Source organism: Ochrobactrum sp. WV_118_8 (assembly GCF_039631535.1).
GTDB lineage: Bacteria > Pseudomonadota > Alphaproteobacteria > Rhizobiales > Rhizobiaceae > Brucella > Brucella anthropi.
Genome location: NZ_JBDIUZ010000002.1, coordinates 954294 through 974412, shown reverse-complemented (window position 1 = coordinate 974412; position 20119 = coordinate 954294). Strand labels below are relative to the sequence as shown.

Genomic DNA, 20119 nt, shown 5'->3' with positions numbered 1-20119 from the left:
ATATGAGGCCCGGCGATTATTGGTCGCCGTTTCCCTCCCAAAAAATGTTCAACCTCTGCAAGTTTCATTTCGACTTGGCGATTCTTGAAAGCTTGTCAGAAAACGCTTGTCTGTTTCAGGGCTCGGCGGATATTGACTGCTTTGCGCTTTCAATTTGGACGTTCGCGCTTCCTCTTCGAAGGACTAAAAGCCGACGGTCCGCTTCACGGGTTGTCGCGTCCGGAACGCGACGCCCACAAGCGGACGGCGTTTCCAATCGCTCACTTCGCGCCCCCACTTGATTTGACCCCATCGCAAGGTAATGAAGATGAGCCGAATACAGCTAGACCACATCGTCCATAATCAGCGCGCGTCGCTTCTCCATCGCGTATTCTCCGTGCCCAGTTGCCCGCTTCCAAATGCGGGTTTCAATGTACCAAGCGAGCTTCGATCCATCAGGGGCGCGATGCGGAAGGTCCTTGAATTTTGCCTTCTCAAGTTCCGCGATTGCTCCACAACGCGTATGTCCTCCACCGACATACGAAGGCGTCCATACGTCATTCCAAATGCGCGTCCGTGAGAGTATCGCGTCCCTTGACGTAAGCTCCAAGGCTCCAGCCTTCGCCTGGATAATAGCTTCCTCGTTGAGGCAATACGGCGTCACGAGGGGGAGGCCTATAGCAAAGTAGTCAGAACTCCAGAACCCGTATGGCATCGGAAAAAGCGACGAGCATACTGGCACACACCAACCGGCCTTTCCGTCGCGCTTCATGTCATCGGCGTTGACGTCTCGCACCACACCGTCGATTGTTAGCGAGTTCGTTATGAGCGTGAAGTCCATCGGTTCAAACGGTCCGTGGTCTTCTCTCATCTCGAAACCGGGGGAAACGAAATAAGCGCCAACGGTTACGTCGCCGTACTTAGCCAGGTCTAAAGGAGTCGGAGTCTTGAAAGACACGGCAGGCATCTCGACGTTTCGGTTAGCTTCGACCCACTCGGCCAGCACGCCCTCCAGATCGCTTCCGTCTGCAGAAGCCTTTTTAGGTAGGTCGCGCAGGGCTTCGGGCTTTGGGTTTGGATCAAGATCGAATATTCCCCCGACTGCTGGAATATGCTCAAGCATGTAATCGCCTGCCAGCCTTAGCGGCATGCCCCATTCGGAAACTGCGAATGCGAAGGTGCGAATATGCGCGGAGCGAAAGATTTCCGTTTGCCGTTGCAGATACTGTCCCTTCACACCGGACTGAGTCTCGCCGTATTCGTCGAAATAATGCGCATACGACGTAAGACGGGTTCCAAGTCTTTCGCGTAGATTGTGCCACTCCCACGCCCATTGGTGTCTGAGAGGCAGGCCGGTCGAGCGCTCGATTTTTCCCAGCTCGTTGTAAAACGTGGGTGGGATATGCGCCCCTTTGTGATCAAGAAAATACTTGTCCGGCTCGAACCAGCCGGGCGCTTCGCCGGAGTGAGCGCTCTCCCAGCCGCCGAGCTTGGCACCGGGTCCGAACGTTTTCTCAATAAGTATGTCGGCGAGGATCGATGGGCATTTTACCCTTTCGACGACCTCGTCTCGACTCGGCCGGGCTTTGCTCTCGGTTAGGAAAAGCAAGCACAATACCGAGCATACGTCCGATTCCGTCGTGCAAAGATCCAGGAAGTTCAAGAGCTCCGCCGTCATGTCGGCACGCGTCTTGTCCGACTGGAGCAATCCTCTAATCTCGCGGGCCGCTCGCCATCGCACCATCGGCACCGGCCATTTTAGCCGCTGCATGAGGATAGCCATAGTGTGGCGTGCCGTTACCGAAGCCATGTTGCCTCCGGGATAGGCTGGTCTTCGGTCTCCTCTTTGAAAGTCGAAACGAATGCAGCCGTAACTTTCATCGCCTCGGCTATTTGCCCGGCGACCAGCAGATAACGGACTAAATGGTGAAAACCTATCGAGAAACTGGCGCCGCGCCTAGCGAAATATTCCTCCGGCGCCGATGTGTCGCGAATGAAGTCCTTCCAGCGGTCCGGATAAACGCGCGCGGCTGTCTTGAGACGGGCCTCAACTTCCTCATCGGAAGTGTAGTGGCTCGACCACCCATGACGGCGTGTATGAGCTAGGACCAGCCAGGGGTAAGCGGCATCCTTGCCTTCGACCTCCAAGCTCACCTCGAAGGCAACGTCGAGCAATTCATCGAGGCCATACGTCCTTTTCCCCGCGTCGAAATATGCCTTTATCGACGCAAGGGCGTCTCGAGACTTACCCTTGGCATGCCAATGGCGAAGCCAGCGGGAAAGAAAATCCTTCTTCTTGGAATAGTGAAAATGCAGCTCGCCCACGGCATTGGCTATCCCTGCGAAATCGTTCGAAGCGAATGCGGTTGGATCCTGCTCCGTTACCTTTTTCTCTTCAGGTGTCAGCTCTCTGTCAGGTGTCGAATAGCTCCGCTCCCGGGGGGTGTGTAAACCGCCTAGAAACGCCGTTTGCCGCTCCAGAAGCGCTTGCGCCGTGGCGGACGTTTGTGCGCGCTTGCTAAGTTCGTCGAGCGTTCCAGGATCGAGCAACGTCCCTGCGAGCGCAGCCGCTTCAGGACCCTCCAGGTCGGCGATATCAATGAAGCTCTCGAGGCTCTTGTCGGCCAAATACCATTCGTCGGCATCGAGGTGATGCACATAGAATTTCGGCAGCAAGTGCGGCTGCGTTTTCGCGACGACGTCGATGATCTCGCTACGCGCATGCCTTGTTTCGTCGCCGTCCGTGAAGTCGACTATGGCATCGACAATCGGGGCGAGCGTCCCAATCCAGCGTTCGGTTTCGCTCGGATCGTGTGCGTGCATGTCTCGAACGCTATGCAGGACTTCGAAGGCAAAAAGATCCTTACGGTATCCATATCCAAGCAAGCACGACGACGCTCGTTGCATTAGCAATCCTGGATCGCCCACCCTATAGAGATGCGATAGTGAGGCGTACTTGGTCCACCGATCCGCCCTCTCGTTGAACTCGGACAAAGTTTCCGAGAGATTTTGAGTCAACTCTTCTAGAAGGTCGTCAGCCGCTTCTGCGCTGAGATAGCGGATGCGATCTTCTGCATTCACATCGATCCAGACTTCGTCGATCCAGTGCACCGAGCCGCGCGCAGCCGCGAGCTCGTCCGGAGGTATGCCGGGAAAGTTCTTATCGGGTAGGCCCGCAAGATGCACATCCAAGGCGATTACATTGAGAGCACTCCGAAAACCTAGATAGTGAGCATGGACCGACTCGGTTCGACCCGCGAACGGTATGTTCGGAACGTCTGCAGCCATTAAGAATGGCGTCGAAAAGGTCCATGGCATCGCGCCGGAGACGAGACTTTTGGCGCAATCCTCGAGGCAGTCCAGCGCCGTATCTATGAACCCTAAGCCACCGCGTGTGAGACCAGGGTAAGTGAACGGTCCCCCCGGCGAGGCAATCTCGTCGCGAAGCGCGCTCCAGAAAAAGTCAATGTAGAGCCTTTGTAGATCGACGTTGTCAGCGGGTGTAGAACGCTCGCGAAGCGGATCCGCCGGAGGAGGCGGGATCTCGACTTCGCACTTATGTGTCGGAGCCTTGTAGGATAGCATTCCCGCGACGAAGGGAGATTGCTTAAAGCGGCCCTTCTTTATCATTTGCAGGGGGTCGGCGCCGACGAACAATGCGGACCGAAGAATGTGCTCTTGGATTTTTCGTCTGAGCGCTGCCCATCTAGCGCCCTCCAAGGAGTCGCCGACATCGCTCAGAGCTTCCAGGTTATGCACTCGCGCCAGCAGTTCTACGTATCGAGCGACGTAGGGTTCGGGCTTCTTGTAGCCGCGAATGAACTTCATCACCCGCGGCACGCGTTCTGCGCCGGCGAGCGCAGCGACTTCGAGAAATGCCCTCGTGAGCTTTTCGAAATCGTCAAAGGGACGATGACGAAGCACGATCCACGTATTTATTCGCCGGATCAGCTCCGTAAAACAGCCTTCGACAAGCTCATTGCGCAGAGCTCCGGGACCGTGACGAGCGAGCGCTGCCAATTCTTCGTTGGTTAGCTCCTCCAAGTTATCCAAAAGGTTGAGCGACTGTTGCCGATTATCCGCAATCGACAAGGCGGCCCCTCTAAAAGCCCCGAAGTCCCAGGCCTGGTATTCGCGGACGTTGCTCACGCGCGTTTTTAGCGAGCGCAGGCGAACGGTTGCTGCAAAATCGAAGGCTGCAAACGTCACCGCTTCTGCCGCGGCCAAGATGTTTTGAATCTGCGTTTCAGGCCAGCCGCAAGCGAGCGAGTTTACTGCCCAAGCTCTAGTGGTGCCTGTCAGAAGAGGGGTTGTGTTTCCCGCACGAGCCTGTGTGAGCCAAAGCCATCCCCATCTCCAGTACTCGGGGGCGTCTTTCTCGAGCCACGCGACGATTTTCGGCAAAAGGACTTCGTAGCTTTCTTTGTGATCGTCGCGCTCTCGAACCCAGGCAAAGATACTTCCATGGAAGGGAATTATTCCCGAGTTGTGCGGCTCCAGCAGAAAGGCGATCTCGCCGAATTCGCCTATACACTGACGGATGCCCACGCTTGGCCAGAAAAAGTCGGATCCTGCGAGCGCATGTAAAACGGCGCGCGATCGTTCACCGATCCGGATCCACAGACTCTTGTAATAGGTGCGGATATCTCCGTCCGGACAAGGGGGTAGCGCCAAGACGACCTCTTCGTCCAATGGTTCTCCGGACCGAACAAGTCCTTCGAAAGCATATATTAGATGAAGAGGGTGACCCTGGCTGATTTTGAAAAGTGCCGCGCCGATCTTGCCGATCTCTTCCGCGCGGCGGTCGCTCCAACGAACGGCGATCGGCCGGGATCCATCTTGCGTCTCGAGCCAACGCCGGACGGCAACTTCATCCATCCTGGGGATATCAATCCAGTCGGGTGGCGTGGCGTTGAGCAACAGCTTCGAAGGAAGCTGGTCGTCTGCAACCCGCTGCGTTCCGACGATCAACGCGAGATTGTCGGGCAGCGGAAACAGAGCGTTGAAAAGATGATTTAGTTGATCAGTGCGGTGCGTGTCGCGATAAACGTGGTCGAGACCGTCAACGATAAGATATAGACGCTTACCTTCGCGGGCCAGGTTATCGGCAGCGGTCGCAAGACCTTGCCTTAGATTGTTCGGATCCTCTGTCACGCCAGCCGTAGATTCGGGATACCGGCTGAGAAGCTGCTCGTACAGCGACATCGCTATATAGGTGTATGAGGTACGGTTTGCACTCGAGTCTTCCGCCGATAAGAAGTAATGGTGCCGAATGACCGCTTCGCCGGCGGTGTGCAATTCCTGCGAGAGATAGCTCAGGTACGTGCTTTTTCCGCGGCCCGGCGTGCCCCACAAAACTGTCAGCGGAGTGGCAGGATCTGCAACGCGTTTTCGCAGGTCGTTGTCGAAGGTCGGGCTTGGCGGCTCGTACCCTTCGGGCACGAAGAAGTCCTGCCGAAGCGGACGCGGCCTCTTCTTCGAAATTAGCCTAACGACATGCTCTCTTAGGATCTTGCCGTCTGGTGGAGGTTCGCGCTGCAAAATGGCCCAGCGTGTGACCTCATTTCGCAATAGTAGCCAGCCGGCGGAATCAGTGTCGGTCGGAACGAGGTGATCGCGCAGTTGAGCTTCGTAACGGTCTAAGTCGGGAAGGCTAGTATCGAAGGCGAACACATCGAAGAAGTCAGCAGCCGCCGATGCGCCTCCGCACTCGGCTTCGACTAATGCAAGAGTAGTTGTAGGCACTTTCGCAAGATCGATGCGCGGGCCGTTCATGCAACCCGCAAAATCGGGAGAAGGAATACGATTGGTCTTTAGCTGTGCGCTGTGAACGGGTCCGTTTGCCTTCGCGCGAGCGAACGACTTCGCCCACTTGGCCAACATGCTTGTGCCTTTTGCTTTCTTCGAAAGGAGGTAGTCCCAATCGAGTGCATATTCAGTAGGATCTACAGTAAACTTGACTTGAACGTATTCAACTGACCCATCCATGCGCTTGGCCACGACGTCGTCGAGCGATCTGACGCTCGGATCGTCGGATTCAAGTTGCACCCACTCGAATAAAGCTGGATCACGATAATGCCGAATGAGCATTTCGATGCCGACTAGGTCTTGGTACTCGTATCCAGCGCGCGTTATAGCGGTAAATTTTATCGTTCTATTCCCAGCCAAATCCTACCTCGGCGCATTATGCAAAAAAGCAAAATCTATGGAGAATTAAGCCCCCAACATGAGGCTAGTCCACTTGCATATCAATCATCGAAATACAAACTGGATGGCCGTTCCCTGCAAGAGACTTTCGCACGTTAAGCGCCCTTGTACGGGCGGCTTTCCGATCCGCCCGCCTCAAACCTGCCAGTCCGCACACGGCCCCAATCCGGTCATTCAAAACTAAGTGCGGATAGGATGCACGCCCGGCAATTTTTGAGCAGTGTCGTCGGAACACGAGATTCAGGCGTATAGCTTACGACTGCAGACTCCTATTCGGCAACTATACGCGCCGAATACCTGTAAGCAGTGGCTCCGAAATCTAGGTTAAGTGTAGTCCAGGTGTCTTTTTAGCTGACTCCTGTGGCTTGGCGGCGTCAACCAAACGATATCTGGAACAGTGGTTTAGCAGAAATTCGATCCAAGCTGCTTGACAGTATGATAGCTGTGGATAGATTAGTGGTAAGACCACGGTTTGGACACGCGATGACAGAAAAGAAATCAATCCGACGCGAAACGCAGGAAGCTGGTGCACATAACCGTGTCTCTGCATTCCTTCGCGACCAGTTGCTGTCTGGGGAATTGAAGGCTGGCGATTGCCTTTTGCCTGAGCGAGAACTCGCAGCCATGCTTAACGTCAGCCGGCCTGTGCTCAGGGAAGCCCTTCGCGCGCTTTCCATGATCGGCGCCGTTGAGATCAGGCATGGCGTCGGCACGATTGTTAAAAGGCCGGACGCATCGGCACTGGGCGATGTATTTAGCTTCATGCTCGCACATGGCTCGGATATCACGAGTGACATCATGGAGGCCAGAAAGGCCATCGAGCACCACGCCGTCCGTCTGGCGTGTCAGCGAGCGACAGAACAGGATTTTGCGAATATCGCAATTGCGTTGCGGCAAATCATCGAGACGATAGAGAATCCGGATGCGGGCGGCACTGCAGACTTCAAATTCCACGAGGCAATCGTCACTGCGTCACACTCGCCGACGCTGGTCACGATCTATGCCTCGATATCGCAGCTCATGATGCGCTCGCACCTGGAACGCCGCGAGAAGATAATTCAAGTCGAAGGAATCGAGGAGTTCCTGATTGATCATCATCGATTGATCCTCGAGGCCCTTGCCGCCCGCGATCGCGTTCAGGCCGATGATCTGCTGCATCAGCACTTCGAAATCGGAGCCGATTTTCGGCGCCGGGCGAGTCTGTACGAACTGGCAAAGGGAACCAGTGTTTCAGACTAGTTCATTCATTCATCAGGGAGGATATTCATGAATATTGTCGTTGGAAGCGACCATGCGGGCTTTCCGTTGAAAGCTGACGTGATTGAGGTTCTCAAAGAGCTCGGTCATCAGGTGGAAGACATTGGTAGCTTCACGCCGGATCCTGTCGATTTCCCTGACATAGCAGGCCTGCTCTGCAAGAAGGTGCGGGATGGTTCTGCCGAACGTGGCGTTCTTGTTTGCGGGACTGGCGTTGGCGCCGCCATCGCGGCAAACAAGATCAACGGCATCCGCGCAGCCGTCTGCCACGACGTCCATTCCGCGCACCAGAGCGTGGAGCATGATGACGTGAATGTCATGTGCATCGGCGCAAAAATCGTCGGGTCATGGCTCGCTCGCGACTTGGTCGTGTCCTATCTGAACGCTCGGTTCGACCGCAACGAAGATTTCGTCCGCCGTGTCGAAAAACTTTCCGCGTTGGAAAATGCGCATTCAGTCGCGTGACCGAAAGACTGGAGAGCAGACATGGGGACTAGCAACTTTCCAAAGATCGCGTTCATCGGGCTCGGCGTGATGGGTCGGGAGATGGTCCGTCATCTCATCACGGCTGGTTATCCGGTGAAAATCTATGACATTTCGTCAGATGCTGTCTCAGCACTTGCAAAGCAGGGGGGCATTGCTTCGGATAGTGTCGCCACCGCGGTATGCGATGCACAGATCGTAATCTCGATGCTTCCCAACACGCCTCAGGTTGAAGAAGTCGTATATCGGGACGGCATAATCGATCACATGCCTGGTGGGGGAATTTACATCGACATGAGTACGATTTCACCGGAGGCTACACGGGCCATGGCTTCGGCTTTGGCTGCCAAATCCATCTTCATGCTCGACGGCCCGGTTTCGGGGGGGCCGATTGGTGCAAAGAACGCTGCATTATCGATCATGGTCGGAGGCGAGCGGGCTGCTTTCGAACGCGCCGAAAAGGTGTTCAAAGTCATGGGTGCGACCGTGACGCATGTCGGGGCCCCGGGCGCTGGCCAGACCGTGAAGCTTTGCAACCAGCTCGTCTGCGCGGTCAACATCCAGGCAGTCTGCGAGGCTCTTGCTCTCGGTCGTGCCAGCGGCGTCGATCTTGATCAGATGCGAGATGTCCTGCTCGGCGGGTCAGCTTCCTCCTGGATGCTCGACAAGCTCGGTCCGGCGATGATCGCTGGAGATGCCAGCGCTGGGTTCCGCATCGACCTGATGCTCAAAGACCTCCGACTTGTCCTGGAAATGGCGGGACAGAAGGATGTTCCGCTTCCTGCTACGTCGCTTGTCACCTCGCAATATGTCGAGGCGAGGGCGCATGGCGAAGGATCGAACGGCAACCAAGCGCTTTTCAGGGTCTATGACCGGATGACGGGACAGAACCTGCCGCGACACATGGCAGTCAGACCATGACCTTCGATTTCTCAGTCGTCCTCCTCCGCTGGCAAATGCTGGTCGATGGCATGGCGCTGACGGCGCAATTGGCCCTGATCACGACAGTGACCGGCTTCATTATTGGGACAGCATGTGCGATAGCGCGCCGATCCGGCGGACCGGTGTTGCGCAGGTTTGCCACCACATATGTCGAAAGCATTCGTAATACGCCGTTCCTCGTCCAGATATTTGTGATCTATTTCGGCCTGTCCAGCCTTGGGTATTCGTTCGGCGCAATTTTCGTGGCCGTCGTAGCTCTGACAGTCAATGTCGGAGCCTATACCGCCGAGATCATGCGCGCAGGGTTTGATTCTATCCAGAAGGGGCAATGGGAAGCGGGGGAGTGTCTGGGCCTGTCTTCAACGCAGCTTTACTGGCATGTGGGGCTTCGTCCTGCGATGGAGCGGGTTTATCCAGCCCTCACAAGTCAGTTCATCCTGCTGATGCTTGCTTCCTCGGTGACCTCCCAGATTTCTGCCGAAGAACTCACCGCTGCCGGCAACTTCATCCAGTCGGAAACCTACCGACCGTTTGAAACCTATCTCGTCATCGCAGTCATCTACCTCTTCCTTTCCCTCGGGATGCGAGCGCTTTTCTGGGGGCTGGGCATGGCATTTTTCCCGCGCCGCCGCAGGCTCGGGACGCCGTTGTAAGGGAGGCGAGCAGTGACCACCGCATTCAACCACAACCATCTGATGTTCCTTCTCGAAGGCGCTCTTTGGACCGTAATCCTTACCGGAATGGCATTTATCGGAGGAGGAATTGTTGGCTTCATCGTTGCGCTCGGTCGTATCACGCCATCGCGTGCACTCCGCCTCATTGCGGTGACCTATGTCCAGCTCATCCAGGGCACGCCGCTCTTGGTCATCATGTTCATCATCTACTTCGGACTGCCGACACTTGGGTTGTCGATCACGCCATTGTTTGCAGCCGGCATCTCACTGACAATCTATGTCAGCGCCTACCTTGGAGAGATTTGGCGGGGTTGCTTGGAATCAGTACCAAAGGCGCAGTGGGAGGGGGCTGAGTGCCTTGCGCTTTCTCGAACACAGCGCATGTTCAAAGTGATCCTTCCACAGGCGGTTCGGATCGCAACCCCACCAACCGTTGGCTTCAGTGTTCAGATCGTCAAGAACACGTCGCTCGCATCGGTCGTCGGTTTCGTTGAACTGACGAGAGCGGGGCAGCTTATCAACAACTCGATTTTCGAGCCCTTTCTCATCTATCTTATCGTTGCCGCCCTCTATTTCTGCCTTTGCTTCCCTCTGTCAGCATTCAGCCAACGGCTTGAGAACATGGGGCCGAGACGGCGCATTCGAAAAGAGCCGGAAGCACAGGGTACAGCAATCCAGGGAGGGTGATCATGGTCATGATCGCACTAAATCAAGTCAAGAAGAGCTTCGGCGCGGTTCCCGTCCTTCAGGGAGTAAGTTTTTCCGTAGAGAAGGGGCAGGTCGCGGCACTGATCGGTGCAAGCGGCTCCGGAAAGAGTACCGCGCTGCGATGCGTCGATCGTCTCGAAGTGATCGATAGCGGTGAGATCATCGTGGCCAACCACAAGGTTCATGACCCAAAGCTTGATCTCCACAAACTCCGCCTTGACGTCGGCATCGTGTTTCAAAGCTACAACCTTTTCCCACATCTCACGATCGAAGAGAACGTCATGCTTGCGCCGCGCTCGGTGAAGAAAATCCCGAAGGATGAGGCGCGCGAAATGGCGCGGGCTGCGCTCGAACGCGTCGGGCTCGATGAGAAGGCTAACCACTATCCCGAGCAATTATCGGGCGGACAGCAGCAGCGAGGCGCTATCGCGCGATCGCTCGCGATGGAACCGAAAGTGATGCTATTCGATGAGGTCACTTCCGCCCTCGACCCAAAACTGACCGGAGAGGTGCTACGAGTGATCGAAAAACTCGCAGAAAGCGGGATGACGATGATCATGGTTACCCACGAAATGAACTTCGCACGCAAGGTCGCCGATCGTGTGATCTTCATGCACCGCGGGCTCGTTCACGAGGAGGGGGACGCATCGATCTTGAATGCACCCATGACATTGGAGCTCGAGGACTTCTTGAGCCACGATCTATGAGATAAAACAAAATGGAGGAGAATGTAATGTTGAAGAGGTTTCTCGTATTAGGCATCGTAGGGGCGATGCTGACTGCTCAAGGCGTTCCGGCCATGGCCGATACATACGCCGACATCATCGCAGCAAAGAAAATTCGGGTGTCGACGGACTTGGCAATTCCGCCGTCCGGCATGCTTGATGCCAATCTCAAACCCGTGGGTTCCGATGTTGAAACCGCGCAGCTTCTCGCAAAGGACTGGGGTGTTGAGCTGGAGTTCATTCAGACAACGGGCGCCACGCGTATTCCGAACCTCCAAACGAACAAGGCTGACATCGTCATCTCAACGCTGTCGGTAACCCCGGAGCGAGCACAGGTCATAGATTTTTCGAAGCCATATGCGGGACTGGTCTCGGTAATTGCCGCCCCGGCAGCATCTCCGATCAAGGATTGGGCAGATCTGAAGGGACAATCAGTAACCGTAACACGTGGTACGACACAGGATAGTGAACTGACGAAGCTCGCAGGCGAGCATGGTTTTACTGTCACCCGCTACGACGATGACGCGACGATGGTTACGGCAGCTGTGTCAGGTCAGGCCAAGGCGATTGCGACATCAGCCACGCTCGTGAAACAGATTCACGACAAGAATTCAACATTGGCTTTCGAGCCGAAGATAACGATCCGCGTTTTGAACCTTGCAATTGGTGTGAATAAGAATGAACCTGAATTGCTCGCCAAACTTGACGAATGGATTGTGGCAAACCTCCAAAATGGCAAGTTAAACGAGATCTACCAAAAGTATCATGGTACACCGCTTCCAAAAGAAATCGTGGACGCGAAATAAGGCACGTTTGGTGGCCGCGCCGGGTACTCTTATCCGGCGCTTCACATACATATGATGCTTAATGATGCCTTCGCATCCGTAGGCCGCGCAGTTGCATTATCAGCGGTTGGCCATTTGGCGGATTCTGACTGACGGTCAGGAGAACATTGTGGCAATCATGTTCGTGCGAGCGCAGATGATCGGCAGGGGAGCGGGGCGCAACATCATCTCGGCTGCCGCCTATCGTCATCGCACCCGGATGAGAGACGAACAGACCGGAACCTTGTTTAACTATCGCGGCGGCGACGATGATTTGGTCCATGAAGAACTGGCGTTGCCGGAAGATATTCCAGCGTGGCTGCAGACTGCTATCGAGGGGAAAACGGTGGCTGCGGCAAGCGAGACACTGTGGAATGCGGTTGACGCATTTGAGACGCGTGTGAACGCACAGTTTGCCCGTGAACTGATTATTGCTCTGCCGGAGGAACTGACGCTTAAGGAAAACATCGCCCTGGTGCGTGAGTTCGTGAGAGACCAGCTGACCGCAAGGGGCATGATCGCCGACTGGGTTTATCACGACAGGGACGGTAATCCGCATGTACATGTTCTGACAACGCTCAGGCCCCTGACAGCGCAAGGGTTCGGCCTCAAGGCCATGCCTGTCCCCGGCGATGGCGGAAAGCCGCTGCGTGTGGCGGCAGGGGACCAGCCGAAGGGCAGGATCGTCTACACAGTCTGGGCGGGTAACAGGGAGACGATGAAGGCGTGGAAGATCGCCTGGGCGCAGACGGCCAACCGGTATCTGGCACTGGCTGGCCGTGACATCCGCCTTGACGGTCGTTCCCATGCCGAACAGGGACTTGAGGGGATTGCCCAGAGGCATCTGGGACCCGGGAAGTCGGCGATGATGCGCAAGGGCGTCGAGATGTATTTTGCACCCGCCGACTTGGCGCGTCGGCGCAAAATGACCGCCCGGCTGCTTGCCGATCCGGGGCCTCTCCTCAGGCAGCTTGGCAATGAGCGCTCCACTTTTGACGAGAAGGATATCGCAAGGGTCATCCACCGCTATGTCGATGATCCGGTAGACTTTGCCAATATCCGTGCACGGCTGATGGCCTCTCCCGATCTGGTGCTGCTCAAACCGCAGCAGGGTGGCCCGCCGACTGATCCGATGACTGATCCGCCGACTGGCCCGATGACTGGCCGGGTGAGTGGTTGTGTGACTGGCGAGGCAAGGGAACCGGCAATCTTCACCACCCGCCAGATCCTGCGCACCGAACATGACATGATGTGTTCAGCCGATACCCTATCGGGGAGGAGGGGGTTCGGGATTTCGGACGCAGGACGCGCGGGCGCAGTGCGTTTCGTCGAAGGGGACAATCCGCTGAAGCCGTTCAGGCTGGATATTGAGCAGATTGAAGCCATTCGGCATGTGACGGGCGACAGCGGTATCGCTGCTGTCGTCGGTCTTGCCGGTACGGGCAAGTCGACATTGCTTGCAGCTGCGCGCTTTGCCTGGGAGAGCGGGCATCATCGTGTCCTGGGTGCGGCCCTTTCCGGCAAGGCTGCCGAGGGGCTGGAGGAGAGTTCCGGTATCAGGTCGCGAACGCTTGCTGCATGGGAGCATGCCTGGAATAACGGGCGCGACCGGCTGATGCGCAGTGACGTCCTCGTCATCGACGAGGCAGGCATGGTCTCCTCGTTGCAAATGGCACGTGTGCTGGATGCTGCAGAAAAGGCTGGCGCAAAGGTTGTTCTGGTCGGTGATGCCATGCAGCTTCAGCCGATCGGGGCCGGTGCGGCTTTCCGGGCAATAGCGGAACGGATCGGTTCTGCCGAACTTGCCGGTGTGCGTCGCCAACAGGACCAATGGGCCCGCGATGCCTCAAGTCGCCTCGCTCGCGGGGACACCGCGGGCGGACTGGAGATCTACGCCAGACGCGGGCATCTGGTCGAGGCGGAAACCCGGGATGAACTGGTCAGCCGTCTGGTCAGTGACTGGGCCGATGCGCGGCGGAAAATGATCATGCCATCACAGCCGGGACGGGGCGTGCGGCCAGGGATGGGGATCGCAGCGCTAAACGGTGGTGGCCAGCTGCGGGGTGATGCGTTGCTGGTGCTGGCGCACACCAACAGGGATGTCCACAGGCTGAATGAAGCCTTGCGCAAGGTGATGCGGGAGGAGGGAGCGCTCGATGCCGCGCGCAGCTTCCGGACAGAGCGGGGCATGCGGGAGTTTGCTGCTGGCGACCGGATCATCTTTCTTGAGAACGCCCGTTTCCTTGAACCGCGTGCAGGGGGAAACAATCCGCAATACGTCAGGAACGGCATGTTCGGCACGGTGGTCTCCACCGGCAACGCATTCCGCGCGCCGCTGCTTTCTGTCCGGCTCGACAGCGGCAGCGAGATTGTTCTGAGCGAGGACAGCTACCGCAACATCGATCACGGCTATGCGGTGACAATCCACAAGTCGCAGGGCGCGACTGTCGACCGGACCCTTGTGCTTGCCAGCGGCATGATGGACATGCACCTGACCTATGTGTCCATGACCCGTCATCGTCACAGGGCTGATCTTTATGCTGCGCGCGAGGACTTCAGGCCCGGGCCCGGGCCCGGACGGAAGGACAGGGCCCCTGTTGACCACGCGAAGGGGATCACCGGCGAACTGGTTGAAGCCGGGGTGACAAAATTCCGGCCCGGGGATGAGGATACGAATGACACGCCCTATGCTGATCTGCAGGTTGAGGGCGGGAAGGTCCATCGCCTCTGGGGTGCCAGTCTGCCGACAGCCCTGTCGGCTGCGGGAGCTTCAAAAGGAGATACGGTTACGCTTCGCAAGGATGGCGTCGAGACCGTGAAGGTAAAGGTTGCAGTTCCTGATGCGCAAGGCGGTGAAAGGCGCTTTGAGGAGCACACGGTCGAACGCAATGTCTGGACGGCCAAGCTGCATGAAACCGCAGATGTCCGCCGCAAAAGCATTGAAGGGGAAAGCCACACGCCGGAATTGTTCCGGCAACTGGCCAGACGCCTCGGGCGTTCGGGCGCCAAAACCACGACGCTGGATTTTGCTGGCGAGGCGGGCTACCAGGCACATGTGCGGGACTTTGCCCGCAGGCGTGGCATCGACACACTTGCCGAAGTGATGGCCGAAACAGGGGCGAGGGCGAGACGCCAGCTGGCGTGGCTGGCACAAAAGCGCCAGCAGGTGGCAAATCTCCGGGAGAGGGCAAGTGTGGCGCTCGGTTTGGCAATCGATCGGGAACGCAGGGTTTCTTATCATGAGAGGCAATCCGAAAGATTTCCCATGCAGAATCCGACAGCCCAGATGTCCGTGGATCGAAATTCTCCGGGTTCGTCCCACATCCGGCCGACTGGCAATATCGGGCAAGGCTCGAAAGCTCGCAACATACCGCCGCTGCTTGCCGCCGTGACAGAGTTTACAACCCCGGTTGAGGTTGAGGCGCGCGCGAGGGCATCCGCGGCAGCCCACTACCGCCATAACCGAACAGCACTTGCCAAAACGGCCTCTTATCTCTGGCGGGAACCCACCAGTGCCGTCGATACGATCGAGGCACTGATCCGGAAAGGCATTGCCGGTGATCGGATTGCGGCAGCCATTGCCAATGATCCTGCGGCCTATGGCGCCCTGCGCGGCTCCGGTCGGCTGAGGGACAGGCTTCTGGCCGTTGGCCGCGAGCGAAAGACAGCACTGGAAGTCGTGCCGGATGTGCAGGCAAGTGTTCGCTCGCTGGGGTCGAGCTGGGCGTCAGCCCTGAAGGCTGTAACAACAGCAATCGCCGCAGAGCGTCAGCAGATGGCGACCGCCATTCCCGGATTGTCAGAAGAGGCCAGCCGGGAACTGCGTCGCATCACAGCCGCGATGCAAAAGAAGAACGCACGGCCTGATATCCTCGCCGGTTCGCTCGAACCGCATATTCGTCGGGAGTTTACAAGCGTCAGCCGCGCCCTTGATCTCAGGTTCGGGCGCAACGCAATCCTGCGCGGCGACAGTGACAACGTCAGTCGCGTGCCTCCGGCACAACATTCCGTCTTCGAGGGGCTTCAGGACAAGTTGAAGGTTTTGCAGCAAACAGTTTCGACCGCCAGGGCCCAGGAAATTGCAGCGATACGTCAGAGCCAGAAACTCGACCGCGGTCAAGACTTCCGGCACTAACCTGTTTGCGAAGTCCAGAGCCGATCCATTTCGTGCCGTTTGCCCCGGACTGTTGCAACATATGAACTGTGTCGACGGGATCGCGTTCTGCACGAGGTAAAATTCGACCGTGTGACAAATCTCTTCACTTTGATCTATCTTGACATTCAACCTACTGGAAGGTAGGTACTGAGTATGAGCAATTTGTCCACCACTTCCGATGATATTCTCGCTTGCGCCAAAACCTTGATCATGTCGGGTGGGTATAATGGATTCAGCTACGCGGATATCGCCAGCGTCGTAGGCATTCGCAAGGCCAGTATCCATCATCACTTCCCGAGCAAGGTCGATCTGGTAAAGGCACTAATCGTGCGGCATCGTGAAGATACAGAAGCAGGTTTTGCCAATCTCGAGAGCAAAGTCGATGATCCGCTGGAGCAACTGCAGGCTTATACTCAATACTGGAGTGCGTGTATCACAGACGGGAGTGCGCCATTCTGTGTAGGGGCGCTTCTGGCAAGCGAAATTCCTGTATTGCCACAGGAACTTGCTTCTGAGATTCAAAACTATTTCAGATCGTTATCGAGATGGTTGACATCAGTCCTCACACGTGGCGCAAGACAGGGCCGCATTCGCTTGATCGACTCCCCTGACATCGAGGCAGAAGCCTTTGCTGCTACCGTTCACGGAGGGATGTTGTCAGCGAGAGCCCACAGCGATCCGAAGATGTTTTCGCTTATAGTTGAACCAATGCTTCGCAGACTGGCTGCGGCACAGTGATTTCGATCAAAGCCTGATCATGCTCGGTAGTCAGGCTATCAATTGGCAGGGAGGTGAATGCGGCGACCCCGTTATCCAGTTTGCAGCCATCATCGCATTGATATTTCGAAACATGCCGGGCGCAGGCAATGCCTGGAATGAATATCGAAATGTTGCGTGCCTGTTTCTGGAATGTCGCTGTCACGACGGTGCTTCTCGTCGGCCAGTTGTCGGAACGCCGAGCGAATTTTGGGAAGGATGACAGTGGTGAATGTGGATGGATGCAATCAGTGTGGCTGGAATGGTTAATCGACCGTCCTAATCAATGAACGGGTTTACCCTCAAACCTATCTACTAGTAGGTTGTTATCTTTACAGGAGCTTTGGTTATGTTTGGAATTTCCCCGCTCGGCTGGGTGCACACGATCGGCAGTTTGCCTGCCATTCCCCTGGCCATCTACATGTTCGTCCGCTACGGGCGCATTTTGCCCCGGTCAAAATCCGGCGGCCTTTATTTTGTCTCGATGCTTATAGGTGCTGGCACAACATTTCTCGTTGCACGCCAGCAGGTCAGCTATGTTATCGGTGCTGCGACGATGGTTCTGCTGATTGCTGGCTATGCAATCGGTTACAGTTCAGTCTTCGGTCGTGCGACCCGCTATCTGGAAACAGTCTTTCTAAGCTTGACTGCCTTCCTGCTAATGGTGCCGGCGGTAAGCGAGGTATTGCGGCGCGTACCAGATGGTCATCCATTTGTGACCGATCTCAAATCCCCGTTGTTGCTGGGCGCGCAGGGCAGTCTTTTGATCATCCTCATCACAGGACTGACAGCTCAGCTTATCTATCTGAAAAAACAAAACAATCGGTGATCGCGTGGATGGCATGTTTCTCCTATCCACGGAATGAGGTTCAAAGACCACGCGGAATAATGAGCTCTGTCGGTATCATTTCGGGCGGGTTGTTCGTTTGAACGGACTCGTCCAGAAGTTCAAAGGCGCGTTCGATCATTGCCTGAACATTTTGCCGGACCATCACAACCGGGAAGTGGAGAACTTCGATGAAGGGGTCCCAGTCGAAACATCCGATGGAGCACTCCCGGACCTCGTCAACCGGCAGCGTCTTGAGAAAACTGACGACGCCCTCAAAAGGGCTCGTCGAGTTGACGAACAGTGCCTCTGGCAATCCATTCAATTTGTTATAAATATCGCGGATGGTTCTCGCGGCGGCATCGGGACCATAACCATTCGTGATGATGGCGTCGGAGTGAACGGGGAAGTTCAGCGCAGCCAGTTCATCCTTATACCCGCGCACACGTGCGCGGGTGTTGTGGTCACTATCCACGCCACCGATGAAGTAGAAGCTGTTTTCCGTTCGATGAGACCTGCGGCTGGCAATCTGATGCGTCAGTACGCGGGCACCGTCATAGTTGTCACTGATTACGGATGCGCCATGCTTTCCGGGAAGATCCACGTTTATATGTTTCAGATGAGCCTTTTCGCAGAGTTCGGCGACACTGTCCGGATCGGTTGCGCCCGCGATCAACAAGGCGTCGACATTGTGGGCAATCAATGTTTCCACGGTGCTGCGTTCCTGCTGCGGGTCGCGTAATGTGCTGGCTACAACGGGGATAAGATTCCGTGAGCGCGCCACCGTCTCAAACGATGCGGCCATGGAGCTGAAGTATCGGTTGTCCAGCATAGGCAAGATCATGCCGATCATGCCGGAATTGGATATGCGCAACCCGCGTGCCTGAAGGTTGGTGGTATAACCGAGTTCGCTTGCTATTACTCGAATTCGGTCGGCTGTTGCTTTGGTAATTCTTCGATTTTCCCATGAACCATTCATAACCGAAGCAACGGTCGACGCGGATACACCAGCGCGCTCCGATATATCGTAAATGGTTACTTTCCGGGGGATGCTCATCAGGCCTGCTTTGCGTCTGGGTCGGGTCCCGATCTTAGCGGTGCGATAGCGTTTGCTGCAAGTAGGGGAAGGCGTAATCCAATCTATTCCTCTGTCATTTTCCTCTTGACCAGATGCAGGATGTTGAGCGATGGTTATGTTGCACTATCGATGGTGCAACATGATTGTATGCCGAGAGGAGCGGTGCACACATGCCGAAGCCAGGAACGGCTTCCCATCATGCGTCACAAGCCCCGTCAGCATTGCTCGATTTGATTGGTGCGCCGCAAAGCAATGCGGCGTCAAAATGCCGGAACTCCAGGGAACTGGAGGTCGCTATAGGGAGAACATATGGGGTGGAGTAGCGATATAAAGTTTGTCTGCAAGATTGTGTAAAATACAAAATTGAAAACCCAATGGGAGTGAGACATGAAAAATATGTTTGGTAAGGCAGCCTTTGCTGCGGTGGTGCTATCGTCGTTCGCTGGCAATGCTCAGGCGGAAGTGAAGGACGCAGTGGTCGGCTTTTTAATGCCAGACCAGGCATCGACGCGCTATGAGGAGCGCGATTATCCGGGCTTCGCTGCCGAGATGAAGAAAATCTGTGAAAGCTGCAAGGTGCTTTATCTCAATGCCGATGGTGATGCGAGCAAGCAGCAGCAGCAGTTCAACTCGGTCATATCGCAAGGTGCAAAAGTGATAGTGCTCGACGCGGTCGATACGGCAGCGGCAGCCTCGCTGGTCAAGCTCGCCCAGTCGCAGGATATCAAGGTCATTGCCTATGACCGTCCGATCCCGGATGCGACGTCTGATTTCTACGTGTCGTTCGACAATGAAGCCATCGGCAAGTCGATTGCGGAATCGCTGGTAAAGCACCTGAAGGACAAGGGTGTCGCGGGTGACAAGGGCGGCGTTCTGCAGATCAACGGTTCGCCAACCGATGCCGCTGCCGGTCTCATCAAGAACGGTATTCACGCCGGTCTAAAGGACAGCGGTTACAAGACGCTCGCCGAATATGACACGCCTGAATGGGCGCCGAGCAAGGCTCAGCAGTGGGCTAGTGGCCAGATCACCCGCTTCAATGACCAGATCGTCGGCGTTGTCGCTGCCAATGACGGCACTGCAGGCGGTGCGATCGCAGCCATGAAGGCGGCAGGCATCGATCCGCTACCACCGGTTACCGGCAACGATGCGACGATTGCAGCACTTCAGCTGATCATTTCGGGCGATCAGTACAACACGATCAACAAGCCATCTGAAATTGTTGCCGCAGAAGCCGCGCGCGTCGCGGGTCAGCTTCTGAACGGTGAAACTCCGAAGGCCGAAGCCACGCTTTATAACACTCCGTCGAAGCTTTTCGTTCCAGTGGTGGTGACCGCCGAAAACCTCAAGGCTGAAATTATCGACAAGAACATCGTTTCCGCAGAAACGCTTTGCGTCGACCGTTATGCTGACGGCTGCAAGAAGCTTGGCATCACCAACTGACCAACGACGCGCCCGGCCGGTTATCCGGTCGGGCAGTTTGATGTGCAATGGCATATCCTGC

The 20119-nt window shown here is 56.2% G+C and carries 15 protein-coding genes; 12 read left to right on the top strand and 3 right to left on the bottom strand.

The window, feature by feature from the left end:
* Positions 1-322 precede the first annotated feature (322 nt).
* Together ABDF71_RS18535 and ABDF71_RS18530 are read right to left on the bottom strand one after the other, a co-directional pair.
* Positions 323-1789 (bottom strand): hypothetical protein, encoded by a 1467-nt coding sequence (locus ABDF71_RS18535; RefSeq protein WP_094514972.1) that lies wholly within the window; start codon positions 1787-1789, stop codon positions 323-325.
* A complete protein-coding gene (locus ABDF71_RS18530; RefSeq protein ID WP_258124560.1) occupies positions 1777-6069 on the bottom strand; it encodes a P-loop domain-containing protein in 4293 nt (1430 codons plus the stop codon). The genes ABDF71_RS18535 and ABDF71_RS18530 overlap by 13 nt, the downstream gene beginning before the upstream one ends.
* A 600-nt stretch (positions 6070-6669) precedes the next feature.
* Between ABDF71_RS18530 and ABDF71_RS18525 the strand changes: the two genes are divergently transcribed.
* The 11 genes from ABDF71_RS18525 to ABDF71_RS18475 all read left to right on the top strand — a co-directional run bounded on the left by ABDF71_RS18525 (position 6670) and on the right by ABDF71_RS18475 (position 17540).
* Positions 6670-7425, top strand: a complete 756-nt coding sequence (locus ABDF71_RS18525) for a FadR/GntR family transcriptional regulator (protein ID WP_094514975.1) — start codon at positions 6670-6672, stop codon at positions 7423-7425.
* Between the two features lie 27 nt (positions 7426-7452).
* Positions 7453-7908: a ribose 5-phosphate isomerase B gene (gene rpiB / locus ABDF71_RS18520; protein WP_094514976.1), complete on the top strand. Its 456-nt coding sequence runs from the start codon at positions 7453-7455 to the stop codon at positions 7906-7908.
* Positions 7909-7929: 21 nt separating this feature from the next.
* Entirely contained in the window at positions 7930-8847 is a 918-nt protein-coding gene (locus ABDF71_RS18515; protein WP_094514977.1) for an NAD(P)-dependent oxidoreductase, read from the top strand.
* Positions 8844-9521: an amino acid ABC transporter permease gene (locus tag ABDF71_RS18510; RefSeq protein ID WP_094514979.1), complete on the top strand. Its 678-nt coding sequence runs from the start codon at positions 8844-8846 to the stop codon at positions 9519-9521. The genes ABDF71_RS18515 and ABDF71_RS18510 overlap by 4 nt, the downstream gene beginning before the upstream one ends.
* Before the next feature lie 12 nt (positions 9522-9533).
* Positions 9534-10229, top strand: a complete 696-nt coding sequence (locus tag ABDF71_RS18505; protein ID WP_258124559.1) for an amino acid ABC transporter permease — start codon at positions 9534-9536, stop codon at positions 10227-10229.
* 2 nt (positions 10230-10231) lie between these two features.
* A complete protein-coding gene (locus ABDF71_RS18500) occupies positions 10232-10957 on the top strand; it encodes an amino acid ABC transporter ATP-binding protein (protein WP_094514980.1) in 726 nt (241 codons plus the stop codon).
* A gap of 26 nt (positions 10958-10983) precedes the next feature.
* On the top strand, positions 10984-11781 hold the full coding sequence (locus ABDF71_RS18495; RefSeq protein WP_094514982.1) for a transporter substrate-binding domain-containing protein: 798 nt from the start codon (positions 10984-10986) through the stop codon (positions 11779-11781).
* Positions 11782-11929: 148 nt separating this feature from the next.
* A complete protein-coding gene (gene traA, locus ABDF71_RS18490; RefSeq protein ID WP_258124558.1) occupies positions 11930-15934 on the top strand; it encodes a Ti-type conjugative transfer relaxase TraA in 4005 nt (1334 codons plus the stop codon).
* 174 nt (positions 15935-16108) lie between these two features.
* The gene (locus ABDF71_RS18485) at positions 16109-16693 is read left to right on the top strand and encodes a TetR/AcrR family transcriptional regulator (protein ID WP_029928293.1); all 585 of its coding nucleotides are present in this window, start codon (positions 16109-16111) and stop codon (positions 16691-16693) included.
* A gap of 137 nt (positions 16694-16830) precedes the next feature.
* Positions 16831-17001: a hypothetical protein gene (locus tag ABDF71_RS18480; RefSeq protein ID WP_155243279.1), complete on the top strand. Its 171-nt coding sequence runs from the start codon at positions 16831-16833 to the stop codon at positions 16999-17001.
* A gap of 59 nt (positions 17002-17060) precedes the next feature.
* Positions 17061-17540, top strand: coding sequence for a hypothetical protein (locus ABDF71_RS18475; RefSeq protein ID WP_029928289.1), 480 nt, complete (start codon positions 17061-17063; stop codon positions 17538-17540).
* A 40-nt stretch (positions 17541-17580) separates the two neighbouring features.
* On the opposite strand, the gene ABDF71_RS18470 is transcribed toward ABDF71_RS18475, so the two are convergent.
* A complete protein-coding gene (locus tag ABDF71_RS18470; protein ID WP_235907500.1) occupies positions 17581-18390 on the bottom strand; it encodes a substrate-binding domain-containing protein in 810 nt (269 codons plus the stop codon).
* A 621-nt stretch (positions 18391-19011) separates the two neighbouring features.
* On the opposite strand from ABDF71_RS18470, the gene ABDF71_RS18465 reads away from it, so the two are divergent.
* Positions 19012-20058, top strand: coding sequence for an ABC transporter substrate-binding protein (locus tag ABDF71_RS18465; RefSeq protein WP_235817422.1), 1047 nt, complete (start codon positions 19012-19014; stop codon positions 20056-20058).
* The last annotated feature ends 61 nt before the right edge of the window (positions 20059-20119 follow it).